Origin of the sequence: Vibrio coralliilyticus ATCC BAA-450, assembly GCF_000176135.1 — a bacterium.
GTDB classification, from domain to species: domain Bacteria; phylum Pseudomonadota; class Gammaproteobacteria; order Enterobacterales; family Vibrionaceae; genus Vibrio; species Vibrio coralliilyticus.
In genome coordinates this window covers 123,178-136,712 of sequence record NZ_ACZN01000018.1, presented here as the reverse complement: position 1 = coordinate 136,712, position 13,535 = coordinate 123,178, and the positions used below count along the sequence as shown (strand labels likewise).

Below are 13,535 nucleotides of genomic sequence, written 5' to 3'. Positions count from 1 at the left end.
AGTTAAGGAGAACCATTGTGGCACTTAATTCCCAACACAAACGTGTAAGTAAAAACCGCGTAAGTATTACTTACGATGTGGAAACTAATGGCGCTGTAGAAACCAAAGAACTCCCATTTGTGGTTGGGGTAATTGGTGACTACTCTGGTCATAAACAAGACAAGGAAGACGTTGAAGATCGTACGTTCTACAACGTTGACAAAGACAACTTTGACACCGTGATGAAACGCGTTGGCCCAGAGTTGTCTTTGAAAGTCGACAATGTACTTGCAGACGATGATAGCCAGTTTGAAGCTGCTTTGAAGTTCAACTCAATGAAAGACTTTGAACCTGAAGCTATCGTCGAGCAAGTAGAACCTCTTAAAAAGCTTGTTGAAACCCGTAACCAGCTAAAAGTACTACTTTCAAAAGCAGATCGCTCTCGCGATCTCGAGAAGCTGCTGAAAGAAGTGCTCCAAAGTGCAGATACTATCAATGCATTATCGGAAGAGCTTGGTGTCAATAAGGAAGGAGGCGAAGAATGAGTACAGAAGCTGAAAATCAAACGCAAACTGAAGCAGCAGAAGGTTCGCTGAGTTTTCTAGACAGAGCGATTGAGGCCACCACTCAAACGCCTGCTGATACAACAAAAGAGCTGTTCTCAGTTCTAGCTGAACAAGCACTTTCCGGTACAGTAACGTGGGATAAAAACGTTACTAAAACCATCGAAAATGCAATTTCAGAAATTGACAAAAAACTGTCAAAGCAGCTTTCTGAAGTCATGCAACAAAAAGACCTTCAGAAACTTGAAGGCTCATGGCGCGGCTTGCAGAAGTTGGTGAAAGAAAGTGAATTAGGTCGTGATCTTAAAATCAAAATGGTTGATTTCTCTCAAGAAGAGCTTTTAGACCAATTTGAAGATGCACCAGCCATTGACCGTAGCCCACTATTCAACGCAGTTTACCAAGGCGAATTTGGTACTGCAGGTGGTGAGCCTTACGGTACATTCATTGGCGACTACGAATTCAGTGCAAAAGACGAAGATGTTGCCCTACTTCGCTATATGGGTGAAGTGGCTGCAGCGTGTCACGCACCATTTGTTGCCGCAGCGAACGCTCAAATGTTCGAATTCAACGACTTCACCACTTTTGATGAAGGCAAACCTGTTGCCGCTGGTTTTGATTCGCCGGCATACGCAGCTTGGAATGCATTCCGTGAAAGTGATGACGCGCGTTATGTAACTCTAACTCTACCAAGAACGCTTGCACGCCTACCATATGGTGCTAAGGGTCTTGGAACTGAGCTATTCGATTATGAAGAGCTTGGTACGGATATGGATGGTAATCCAAATCCAGAAAATAACGACCAACTTGTCTGGTCAAACGCAGCTTACGATCTTGGTCTGAAAATGACTCAAGCTTACACTGCGTCAGGCTGGTGTACTTCTATTCGTGGTCTGGACAACGGCGGTAAAGTTGAAAACCTCCCTAACCTGACTTACAAAACGGAAGCTGGCGATCTTGTTCAACAGTGTCCAACAGAAGTTAACCTAACGGATGAGCGTGAAAAAGAGCTAAGTGATTTAGGTTTCTTGCCTCTTGTTCACTACAAGAATTCAAACTACGGTGTATTCATTGGTGGTCAAACGACCCAAAAACCAAAGACATACACAGACCCAGACGCAACAGCTAATGCTGCTATCTCTGCTCGTCTTCCATACATCATGGCGAGTAGCCGTATTGCTCATTACCTGAAAGTAATGGGACGTGACAAACTAGGTTCAAACCTTGAAGCTCCGGATATTCAACGTGAACTTCAACTTTGGATTGATCAATACACCAACGCTGGTGCGATTGGCAACGAGCAACGTGCTAAAACGCCACTTTGCGAGTCTAGAATTGAAGTAGTCGAGCAGCCAGGTCGCCCTGGTTCTTATTCGGCGGTTGCACACCTACGACCGTGGCTACAACTGGAAGAGCTAACAACCTCTGTACGTATGGTTGCTAAAATTCCAGGTTAATCAAATTTAAGGCCGGAGCAATCCGGCCTTCCTTTCTTCTCGTTTACAATCTAAGGACAATATGAAATTGAATTTCGACGCAGATTGGCAGCAGAAGTTTGCCGCTTTAGACAGCAAAAAAAGCGACTTTCTAAGAGACGCGCTCTTTTTACTGTCTGAAGTTAACTCAGATGCGTTATCAAACAAACCATCGCTAGTTAACTTCGTATCTCGCCTTGTTGCGAGGTTAGATGACATCCTATCGAAACAACTAGATCAAATTATTCACGACAAAGCATTCGAACAGCTGCATAGCAGTTGGTTGGGGCTACAAGGCCTTGCCACCCTTCCAGTAAACAAGCAACGAACCAAACTCAAGCTTCTCGATATGGATTGGGAAGAAGTCTCAGCAGACGTTAATCAAGCATACAATATCAAAGCATCAAACTTGTTCAACAAGATTGGCAACCAAGAACTCAATACCCTTGGCGGTCACCCATTTGGATGTATTGTTTACACTCACCCAATAGCTATTGATATGGATTTTGATGCCGACTACGACGACCTGTTTACAGTTGAAATGTTAAGCAAATTGGGCGAGTCCACATTGTGCCCGATGATATTTACTCCCGATAAAAGTTTCTTTGTTGACCCGGGAGCAGATTGGCTGTCTGATATAAATAGGATAGAAAAAATCATCACAGGTCCAGATTATCAAGCATGGCAGTCGTTACGTGGCAAACCCAGTGCTCGATTTATCGGCTTTGTTATGCCTTCTGTTCGTATGCGTCATTGTTATAAGAACACCAAAGCAGGGTTCATCTACAACGAAGTCGGTACTGGTCTATGGGGTAACGCGGGTTTTGCATTTGCGGCAACGATTATGCGTGAATACCACCGCGTAAACTGGTTTGGTTTTCTTAAATCTCGCTGGAATGATAAATCCCAAGGCGCGATCGTCAATATTGACCAACATAGCAGCCTGTTTTTGAGAGAGCCACAAACAAACGTAGTGCTATTTGGCCAGATATCCACGTTTTACGCACAAAATGGGTTCGTACCACTTACCAAGAGCCCACTCAGTGACAAGTATTTTTTTAACGGTAACAATTCCATCTGGCAAAGTGGAACATCCGATAACGAAAAGATCCTGACACAAATTCAAACCAGTTTAATGTCTTGTCGTATCGCTCATTATTTGAAAGTTCAGGTTCGCGAGATGCTGGGTAGCTTCAACACAGCGGCCGAGTGTGAACTCTTTTTAACTCAGTGGGTAGAGAAGTTCGCTAGTAACGTAACATATGCGAATGAAGAAACGCTCGCTAAGTACCCTCTAAGCTTTGCCAAAATTAGTGTTTCAGAGTCTGAGAATCAGCCTGGTAGCTTTGTATGCACACTGAGAATTGTCCCTCAGTATCAATACGATCACTTCACTGGTGAAGTCGTTCTCACCACAGAACTGGATGAGGCTGCGTAATGGGATTCTGGAAAACGTTTATAGATCCTCGAAGCTCGATGCAGAGCGAAGAGATTGATGATATTAAATATCATCTCACCAAACTCTTAGAATCGGAGTCTTCTCTCGTTGATATCGACGACCGATTTACAGAACTTCAACGCTCTAACCTTCGCTTTGGCATTGAAGATGTGCAACTGCTCAGTGCCAGCTTAGACCAAACTCAGTTGGCTCTTAGGCTAGAAAGCTATATTCGAAACTTCGAGCCTCGTTTAACACAAGTCATGGTTGAATTACTTGAGCGAAAAGACAACGAAAATGCTTTGGTATTCAACATTATCGCGAAAGCGAAGACCTCGAAAGGAGAGCAAGAGCTGATTTTCGATTCAAAGATCTCTCTCAATGATTTAACAACAGTAATGACGGAGGATAGTTATGACTGATCCTTTAATGCGTTACTTCGAGCAAGAGCTTACTTTCGTAAGACGTGCACTAGGTCAATTTGGCCAACAACACTCAGAACATGCAGAGCGATTAAATATTCATCAGGGTCAGATTGAAGACCCAAGCCTCGCTCGATTACTGGATGGCGTTGCCCTCCTCAATGCGACGGTAGAAAAACAGTTATCGGAACAATTACCAGAAGTAGTCGAAGGCCTATTAGGTGTGCTCTACCCGAGCTATATTCAAACTATTCCGAGTGTCGCATACCTACAGTTGGCGCAAGAAGAAGATGTGCCGGAGTCAGTTTTAATACCTAAAGGCTCACACTTTACTTCAGAAGCTAAGGGCCGATTGTGTCAGTTTACGACTGTAGACGATCTCAAAACTGCGCCTTTTACATTGACCGATACAACAGCTTCCAGCGCACCGTTTAAATTCAATCGTCCCGCTGGTACCGAGCAGTCTACCGCAGTAATACAGCTGTCGTTTTCCACTGGGGATCCAGATACTCATTTTTCTCAGCTCGGTCACCAAGACCTAGATCTATTTGTTCAGGGTTTCGAGAATAATGCCGACTCTCTGGTGGAGCTCTTGTTGGGGCAAACCAAAGCGATTTCGATATCGGATGCCGGTTGCGAAAAACACGTTGTCTTGCTAGCTGAAAAACTTAAAAGTCGGATAAGTGACCTGAATTTCCTGTTCCTTCCTCAAAAAGGAAACCAATTTTCGGGCTTTCAACTTATTAGCGAATTTTTCTTCTTCAAAGAAAAGCGCCAGTTTTTCCGTCTAAAAGATTTCGGACAAGCAATAAAGCAGTTTGATTGCTCCGAAATCAAACTGAACCTATTTATGAATTCAATTCCTACAGAATTCATGCGCTTATTCGATAATCAAGTGTTTAAGCTAGATATCATTCCAGCGGTCAACTTGTTTGAGCAAACGGGAGAGCCTACAAATTATGACCAACGCTCTCTCACTATTCCTGTCAATGCTGATGCTCACAGCGAAAGTGACATCGAAGTTGTCGAAGTAAAAGAAGTCTTTGAGATCACCCCTCAAGGTGAAAAACCTCTGGTTCCACTATTCAGGGATAGCTATAAATCCAACCCAAATGCCGATTATTGGCAGAGTTCAAGGGATATTAATGGCCAATTCCAACTTGCCATCAGCCTAAAACCAAACCATGACTTAGAGTTCAACAAGCTCTATGGAACACACTTGCTTTGTACCAATGGAAAACAAGCATGTGGTATTAATGGAGAAATGGAGTGCCTTGAAAGCATTGACCTTCCTGGAGTATTTCGTGCTATTTACCCACCTACGGCTCCGATTGAACGAGAACAGAACCTCAATCTTCACTGGCAGTTTGTTGGCTTGTTGAATGGTAACTTTTCTTCACTGTTGCATGCGGATAACCCGACAGAGAAGCTAAAGCAAATGCTGCAGCTATGCAGCCGAGAGCAAGTATCCGCGGAAGAAATACAAACGATTCACAATGTATCCATCAAATCTCAGGTGTCTGCAATTCGAATCATGGGTAAAAACGTCTTTTCTCCAGGTACAGAGATTGAACTCACACTCGATACTCAAGGGGGCTTTCTGGTCTTTAGCGATGTTCTTAATCGTTTCTTCCAACAGTTTTGCAGTTTTGATCGCTATATCCAGCTGTCTATTAAGATATACGGGCGAGATGGCATCGCAAAACGCTACCCTAAAATCCATGGGAGCCAGCTAGCAATGTAGTTGCTGGCAGGAAAGCGATTATGTCATTCATTAACGACCTAACTCAGCACCCGCAGCAATACGACTTCGCTCAAGCGATGAGATTGTTGACGCATTGGATTAATCAGACTCCGAACCGAGTTAAGCTTGTGCTGAAAGCAGAAGCAATGCCAACAGGTGATGCCAGCGAAATTCAGTACTTCTCTCTGAAGAATAATCGACTCAAGTTGAGATTGGCAAAACAAGCTTTATCAGGTGTAAAAGGGGTTATACCTAACTACATATACGAAGAGCTGTTAGCGGCTTTGCACAACGATGACCATGCTTTAAAAGACTTTCTTGATGTCTTCAATCAGCGATATTTCGAAATTGTCAGCCAACTGGAAACGGGCTCCTGGCTTGTCGTACAAAATGAGCTCTACCCTGCAAAGACCGCGTTGTTGAACCATATCGCGACATTAAAAAAGAATCATGGCAAGTATTTCCAATATTCGATGTTGTTAAGCCAAGGGCAGCGCAGTTTAAGTACATTGAGCCAAATGCTAAATGACTATTTCCCTTTCGCTATTCAAGTTTCCACCAAAACACATGAAAGGCGCCAATTGCCTTCTGACTCTCTAACTCGCCTGGGGCAAAAAGAGCATTTTAATAGCCGAGTGGGTCAAGGCTTTTTAATCGGCAAAACATGTCTGACACATTTTAGTCACCTAATTGTCTCCATCACTCCAAAAACAGAAAACGAGTTGATAGCGATTCAATCAGATCCATTGTTGGCGAGCAATATGAAAGAACTCATCCAACATTACTTGAAGGACAACACCCCGACTTCCGTTTATCTAAATGTGAAACGGGAGTACCTAAATCGACCACGACTATCAAGCAATAAATATAACGCGGCGAAATTGGGCGAAGTCGATTGCCTTGCGCCGGAAAGGAAACCTCAACAAATCGTAAGTATTCTTCTGAAGTAATCTAACTTCAGGACCAAACAAAGAGTTAGGTATTAAAGACGTATTGATGCCTCTTGAGATACAAGGAAAACGGTATGACGCAAGTTACACTAACAAATTTAGTCGCTAAGCTGTCACCAGAGCTGAAACAAGCACTTGAAGTTTCAGCTGGTGCCGCAATGAATCAAAATGTGCCTTCTATAGAGACAGAACACTGGTTGCTTCAGCTTCTTTCTCAGCAAGACAAACATTTAAATAGCCTGATTCAATCACAGAACTTATCCCAAGATAACTTGGTCAACGAGCTGTCTTCAAAAATCGCACGTTTTCCTAAAGGTAATGAAGGCCAGCCAACATTAAGCCAAGCGCTTACCGAAATCGTCAAAGATGCTTGGATGATTGCCTCTGTGAACTATGGCCATGGCGAAGTGATCAGTCTCCACCTGATTCAAGCTATGTTGCAACAAAACGTGCTGGGTATGAATACTCTGCAGCTAGAAAGCTTACAAAGTGTTTCACTGGAATCTCTTCAAGGACTAATCAATAAAACAGCCGTTGCTAGAGCAAAAACTGGCGCAGCTGCCGCAGATGGCACTGGCGGTGCCCCTGTCGGCAATGACGCATTAAGTAAATACACAACGAATCTGACACAGCAGGCATTGGACGGCAATATTGATCCTATCTCTGGTCGGAATTCAGAAGTGCGTAAAGCCATCGATATTCTGTGTAGAAAACGCCAAAACAACCCGATCATGGTCGGTGAGCCTGGTGTAGGTAAAACAGCCGTTGTCGAGGGTCTAGCATTACGTATCGCGGCCAACGAAGTTCCTGGTGCCCTGCAAGGTGTACAGATCCATTCACTTGATCTTGGCTTACTTCAAGCAGGTGCAAGCGTCAAAGGTGAGTTTGAAAATCGTCTAAAAGACGTTATCAATGAAGTGAAAAACAGCGAAAAGCCTATTATTGTCTTCATTGATGAAGCCCATACCTTGATTGGCGCGGGCGGTGCAGCAGGTCAAAATGATGCAGCTAACCTTCTTAAGCCAGCTTTAGCACGCGGAGAGTTTAAAACCATCGCAGCGACTACTTGGGCTGAATACAAAAAATACTTCGAAAAAGATCCTGCTCTTACACGACGCTTCCAAGTTGTATCAATAGAAGAGCCAAACGCTGAAGATGCCAAGCAAATGTTGCGTGGTATCGCAGCATCGCTACAAAAACACCATGGTGCCTTCATTGCAGAATCAGCGATTGATGCCGCTGTTCATTTATCTATTCGTTACCTTCCAAGTCGCCAACTACCTGATAAAGCGATCAGCTTGCTTGATACTGCCAGTGCTCGTATTGCATTAACACAAGGCGCTAAGCCAGAAGTGATTGAGGCGCTTGAGCAAACCATTCGCTATCAACAAAACGAAAAATCAGCACTGGAAAAAGAGAACGCTCTGTTTGGTATTGCGGAAGATGAAATTGCGGAACTAACCACCGAAATTGCAGAAAACGAGAAGAAGCTGACAGACTATCAAGCTCGTTGGAAGCAAGAAGTTGATTTGGTTGACGAGATAAAAACACTCCAGCAAGAAATCAGCGATGGGCAGGCTGAAGAATCGGTAGATAAAGCCAAGCAAGACAAACTCAATGAGCTTATCGACCAACTTGGTGAATTGCAGGGTGAAGAGCCTCTAGTTAATGCAATGGTTGATGACAACACCATTGCTCAGGTCATTGCTAACTGGACTGGTATTCCTGTCGGCAACATGATGAGCGACGAAATTGCTCGCCTTCTTTCATTAGAAGAAGAATTGGATAAGCGTGTCATTGGTCAAAATGTTGCAAAGCAAGAGCTTGCCAAAGCGATTCGTATTTCGCGTGCAGGCTTAACTGACAGCCGTAAGCCGATTGGCGTGTTCCTAATGTGTGGTCCAAGTGGTGTTGGTAAAACTGAAACTGCGATGGCCCTTGCAGAGCAGCTGTACGGAGGTAGCAATGATCTGACGGTTATCAACATGACTGAGTTCAAAGAGGAGCATAAAATTTCTATGTTACTTGGCTCTCCTGCTGGTTACGTTGGTTTCGGTGAAGGTGGCGTATTAACAGAAGCAATCCGTCGCAACCCATACTCTGTGCTACTTTTGGATGAGATGGAAAAAGCGCATCCAGGTGTTCACGACTTGTTCTATCAGATTTTCGATAAGGGCCACATTAAAGACAGTGAAGGTAGAACGGTAGATTTCAAAAACACCATCATCATTATGACTTCAAATGCGGCGGATCAAGCCATCTGTGATGTCTGTGCGGACAACAGCGAACGATTGAGCAATGAAGAGTTACTTGAAGCCATTCGTCCTGATCTCCAACATTACTTTAAGCCAGCGTTTTTGGGTCGTACAACCATCGTACCTTACTACCCACTAAATGATGAAGAGTTAGCTAAAATCACGGAGATATCTCTCAACCGCATTAAGAAAAAACTGGCAGAGCAGTATCAAGCGTCGTTTACATGGGATGAAGGTTTTGTTGACTACGTGGTGGGCAAAAACACTGACCCGACTACAGGTGGTCGTGCTGTTGAGCAGATCATCAACCGTTCATTAATGCCAAAATTGGCAGAGGAATGTATCAGTAGATTGAGCTTGCAACAGCCAATCACCCAAGTATCTGTTACAGCCGCAAACAGTGAGGAAGGATTCGAGCTTACTATTCAGTAAGTTCGGATAAAACAGCAGGATGGATACCGCATATATGGATAAAACTAAGCGATTTATATCTTTGCGAGCCAAGCTTATCTTGGCTATCGTAGCTGTCCTGCTGTTCTCAAATGGCCTGAACACAACGCTTAACTATCTCAACTTCGACAAGCGCCTGACACAAACTAGCGATTCAACATATCAGGTCGTTTTGGATGAAACCGACAACGACATTCGCCAAGCGATGAGCTTGGGTTTACCTTTGTCATCAATTTCCAATATTCAATCACTCATTGAGAGACGCTCTGAGTTGGTTGATGGCATCAGCAAAATTCAAGTTGTAAACAGCGCAGATGAAGTCCTGTTTACGACTGGGGTAGCTAAGTTTGACACCGATCGGCTGCTCACCACCGATATCGTCAATACTTTTGATGTAAAAGAGGGTGAGCTGAGGCTCTATTACTCCCCACTCTATCTAGACCAAATTAAACAAGACCTACTGTCGCAGCAAATAATGGACACCTTCCTATGGGTGATGGTTGCTGCAGTCATTGGTTATTTGGCATTAAACTCTCTGATCGACTTTCTGCTTAAGAAAGTCAAATCCGCGACAAATGCAATCGATACTCAAGGGCTACCTGACAGTGAACTTCTGGCCGCAGCAAAAACACACATTATTGCAGACCGAAGTGGATCAAAGTGGGATAAGATTCGAGCGCGATATTTCCCGCTTTTGATCATTCTATTAGCGATCGTTCTGACCGTAACATCAAATTTAGGTAGCTCTTATCAGTCGTTAAGCAAATTCTCTGTCGTTTATGAAAATCAACTTGAGCAAAAGTCGAATCTGATTGGCGATACTCTTTCGCACATGATTGGCCGCTTAATTGACGAAGGAGTACCGCTAGATCGTCTCGCTGGCTTAGAAGAAGAGTTTTCAGCTTACATTGAGCATCATCCCGAATTATTGTCGATACGCCTCGAACGCGATACCGCTGCTATTTATCAGCATCCCAAGTTCTTTCCGGATTATGTTGAAGCTAGTGAGCTTTCTATCCCAATCGACGATACAGGTATTATCAAGCTACAGATGATGGCGGATACCAATATTATTCCGCAGATGATCAAAGACAGCATTATGGACATGATAACTGTCTTAGTCGCCTCTGGATTGTTTGTTATTGAGATAATTTTGTTTATTTGCAACTTCATGATCATCAAACCGTGGAAGCAAATAAAACAACTGATCGCCATGGGCGACCACAAACAAGTGCCCTACTTAGTCAATGTTCAATCCAATGACGAGTTCGGTACATTAATTGGGAAACTCAATAAGTTGGTGAAAGGCTCATTTGCCCATAAGGATTTGCCAACTCGAAATATTCAGGACTATCGCTTTGTTCGACTCCCTCTATTTATCCTGATCTTTTCAGAAGCAGCATCCCTTGCCTTTTTCCCGAATTTTGTGGCTAGCCTGCCAAGCACTCACAACTTAATTCCGGCAGACCTTGTCACCAGTTTGCCAATTTCTCTATTCATGCTGTGCTGGGCAATTTCTCTTCCGTTTGCTGGCTACTGGTCAGATAAAGTCGGGCGTAGAAAATCGCTGATAGCTGGGGGGCTGCTAACTTCTGTAGGCTTGGTTGCAACCGCGTTAAGCCCTAATTTAGAACTCCTACTCATTGCTCGAGCCGTTACCGCTGTTGGTTATGGTATCGTGTTTATCTCAGCTCAGGGTTATGTCACAGACACTACGAACTCTCATAACAGAACCAAAGGTATGTCGACATTCTTGTCTGCATTTTTCTCTGGTTCCTTATGTGGTGCAGCAATCGGAGGTGTTTTAGCAGATAAGCTGGGCTATTCTGTGACATTCTTGCTAGCCGCCGCATTTGCCATCGTGGGAGTCATGCTCGTTATTAGTTTCTTTGACCGGGGCGAAGCCAACAGTGAAAGTAAGCCAGTAAGACTCTCCGACTTTAAGGTTCTACTGAGCAACAAATATTTCGCGCTCATCACTTTCTTCAGTGCCATTCCTGCGAAAATCGTACTAACGGGCTTTCTGTACTACATCTGCCCTGTTTATTTGCAATCTCTTGGCGAAAGCAGTGCCGTTTCCGGCAGAGTAATGATGACCTATGGCCTAGCAATCATTGTCATTTCGCCGCTTGCAGCCATATTAATTGATAAATGGAACAACAAAATCGCCTTTATATTTATCGGCGGTATCTTGTCTGCAGGTGCATTGATTAATATCATGATGCTTCCTGGCACATTTGGGTTGCTATTAATAGTAATACTTGTTGGTATTGCACATGGTATTTGCGTTTCACCTCAGGTCCCTCTTATTATCGACCTCTTGTCAGATTCTGGCTTAGATAAAGGGAAAACTATAGGCATATTCAGACTGACTGAGAGAATTGGTAATATCGCCGGTCCTTTAGTCGCAGGTCTTGCTCTCAGTGTTTTAGGGTTCCAAGACACCATTATGTTATTCGGTGTAGCTCTTCTTATTAGTTCGATCGTGTTACTAAGCTTCTATAGCTTATTTACTCGTCGTGATAAAAACCAAATGGAGGTGGTTAAATGAGAGTTCTACTTTTATGTCTCCTGACTATCCTGCCGTTTGTGTCTTTGGCTGATACATCGGAATCAGAGAAACATGTTGTCATGGTATTGTGGCGAGGTGTGACTGATGCAGAACGCGGATTTATGGATTACTTATCCAACAAAATGAAGGTGCGTTATACCGTACTTGATGCAAAGCGTGATAAAGAAGCCCTAAAACAACACTTAGCGAGTGTCGAAGAAAGAAATCCCGACTTGATCTACACATTTGGCACAACCATCACTTTGAACCTACTCGGTACAGAACACAATCCAAGTCGCTTTAGAGAAAACAGTGATACACCCGTTGTGTTTAGTATTGTTACTGACCCTGTCGGCTCTAAAATCGTAGACTCTCTTGATGAAAAGGGTCGCAACTTCACAGGCGTAAGCCACATTGTTCCACACAATGTTCAGTTTAACGCGATTAGTCAATTGAGCGGAATAAAGACAATTGGGATCATTTTCAATCCACTAGAAAACAATGCGGTAGTAACAGCTCGCAGTATACAAACACTTTCGGCCAAGTATCAAAAGGATGTTTATCTTTATCCACTAAGAACATTGAATGACAAACCAGACTCTAGCTCTGTTGGAAAGGTTGTTGACCTAATGATTGAAGATGGTGTTCAGTTAGCTTATCTTCCACCGGATTCCTATATCATCAGTCAAGGGAAAGATATTGTTGATAACTTACACCAACAAGGCATCGCAACGTTTTCAGCAACTGAGTCGCCTATACGCAAACATGATGCTCTATTTGGTATTGTGAGCCGCTACTACAACGTGGGTCAATTTGCTGGTCATAAAGCAGAGCAAATATTAAGTGGTAAGTATCAGCCGAGTGACGTTCCAATCGAACCTTTAACCCAATATTCATATATAGTCAACGTCGGCGCTGCAAGAACACTAGACTATTATCCACCTGTTTCTATTTTAAAAATTTCCGAGCTTATTGGAGGAAATGAATGGTCAGAATGATGCCGTATTTTACTTTCTGCCTAACTATTTTGATTGGCTTATTCACCGTAGCCAACGCATCAGCACAATCAACATTTGGGCCTGCTCGTCTGCATTTGACGACTCAAGACTGGCCGCCCTATCAAGACTATAAGCATGGGCAGATGCAAGGTCTTGCTTTAGACAAAGTAAAATGCGCACTTAGCCATATGGGTCAACCTTACCAAATAACCATGACGGTCTGGTCAGATGCTCAGCTCAGAGTTCAAAGTGGTACTCAACACGGCTTCTTTGTAGCCACACAAACGGCAGAGCGAGACGAATACGCAACGCTGTCAGAACCTATCGCTCAGCAAGAGCTTCGTTGGTACTTTGGTCCGGGTGTAGAGCCTAAGATGGACGAGCTAACCAAAGTTAACCTCAAATTTTCTGCAAAATTTGGGTCCAACAAGTGGTTTTGGCTAAAGCGCAACGGATTCAACGTAGTCAAACAGCCGCGAGATGCTAAAGTATTACTAAAGCTTTTAAAACAAAGGGAAATTGACGTAGCACTGGAAGATGAAAAAGTGTTCAGCGGAGAGTTAAAAGAGGCATCTTTACCACATGACTTTTTCCAGTCTCAGTTAATGGACACCAAACCGATGGGCGTCTATTTCTCAAAACGTTTCCTTAAGAAGTACTCTGGTTTTTTATCTGCATTCAATGCAGCGATTTTAAAGTGTGAGGGATAA

The 13,535-nt window shown here is 43.5% G+C and carries 10 protein-coding genes; all 10 read left to right on the top strand.

The genetic code is table 11. The annotated features are described in order from the left end of the window. Positions 1 to 17: 17 nt before the first annotated feature. The 10 genes from tssB to VIC_RS20080 all read left to right on the top strand — a co-directional run bounded on the left by tssB (position 18) and on the right by VIC_RS20080 (position 13,535). The gene (gene tssB / locus VIC_RS20125) at positions 18 to 524 is read left to right on the top strand and encodes a type VI secretion system contractile sheath small subunit (protein WP_006962089.1); all 507 of its coding nucleotides are present in this window, start codon (positions 18 to 20) and stop codon (positions 522 to 524) included. After that, positions 521 to 1,999, top strand: a complete 1,479-nt coding sequence (tssC, locus tag VIC_RS20120) for a type VI secretion system contractile sheath large subunit (protein WP_006962088.1) — start codon at positions 521 to 523, stop codon at positions 1,997 to 1,999. Before tssB ends, tssC begins: the two co-directional genes overlap by 4 nt. A 61-nt stretch (positions 2,000 to 2,060) precedes the next feature. Next, complete coding sequence (locus VIC_RS20115) at positions 2,061 to 3,455, top strand: type VI secretion system contractile sheath domain-containing protein (protein WP_006962087.1); 1,395 nt, start codon at positions 2,061 to 2,063, stop codon at positions 3,453 to 3,455. Then, entirely contained in the window at positions 3,455 to 3,877 is a 423-nt protein-coding gene (gene tssE / locus VIC_RS20110; RefSeq protein ID WP_038158808.1) for a type VI secretion system baseplate subunit TssE, read from the top strand. The genes VIC_RS20115 and tssE overlap by 1 nt, the downstream gene beginning before the upstream one ends. Further along, entirely contained in the window at positions 3,870 to 5,621 is a 1,752-nt protein-coding gene (tssF, locus tag VIC_RS20105) for a type VI secretion system baseplate subunit TssF (RefSeq protein ID WP_006962085.1), read from the top strand. Before tssE ends, tssF begins: the two co-directional genes overlap by 8 nt. 20 nt (positions 5,622 to 5,641) lie before the next feature. Continuing rightward, complete coding sequence (locus VIC_RS20100; RefSeq protein ID WP_006962084.1) at positions 5,642 to 6,571, top strand: type VI secretion system baseplate subunit TssG; 930 nt, start codon at positions 5,642 to 5,644, stop codon at positions 6,569 to 6,571. Between the two features lie 74 nt (positions 6,572 to 6,645). After that, entirely contained in the window at positions 6,646 to 9,258 is a 2,613-nt protein-coding gene (gene tssH / locus VIC_RS20095; RefSeq protein ID WP_006962083.1) for a type VI secretion system ATPase TssH, read from the top strand. A gap of 34 nt (positions 9,259 to 9,292) precedes the next feature. After that, the gene (locus VIC_RS20090; protein ID WP_157622147.1) at positions 9,293 to 11,827 is read left to right on the top strand and encodes an MFS transporter; all 2,535 of its coding nucleotides are present in this window, start codon (positions 9,293 to 9,295) and stop codon (positions 11,825 to 11,827) included. Continuing rightward, positions 11,824 to 12,825, top strand: a complete 1,002-nt coding sequence (locus VIC_RS20085; protein WP_006962081.1) for an ABC transporter substrate-binding protein — start codon at positions 11,824 to 11,826, stop codon at positions 12,823 to 12,825. Before VIC_RS20090 ends, VIC_RS20085 begins: the two co-directional genes overlap by 4 nt. Next, entirely contained in the window at positions 12,822 to 13,535 is a 714-nt protein-coding gene (locus VIC_RS20080) for a substrate-binding periplasmic protein (RefSeq protein ID WP_038158866.1), read from the top strand. Before VIC_RS20085 ends, VIC_RS20080 begins: the two co-directional genes overlap by 4 nt.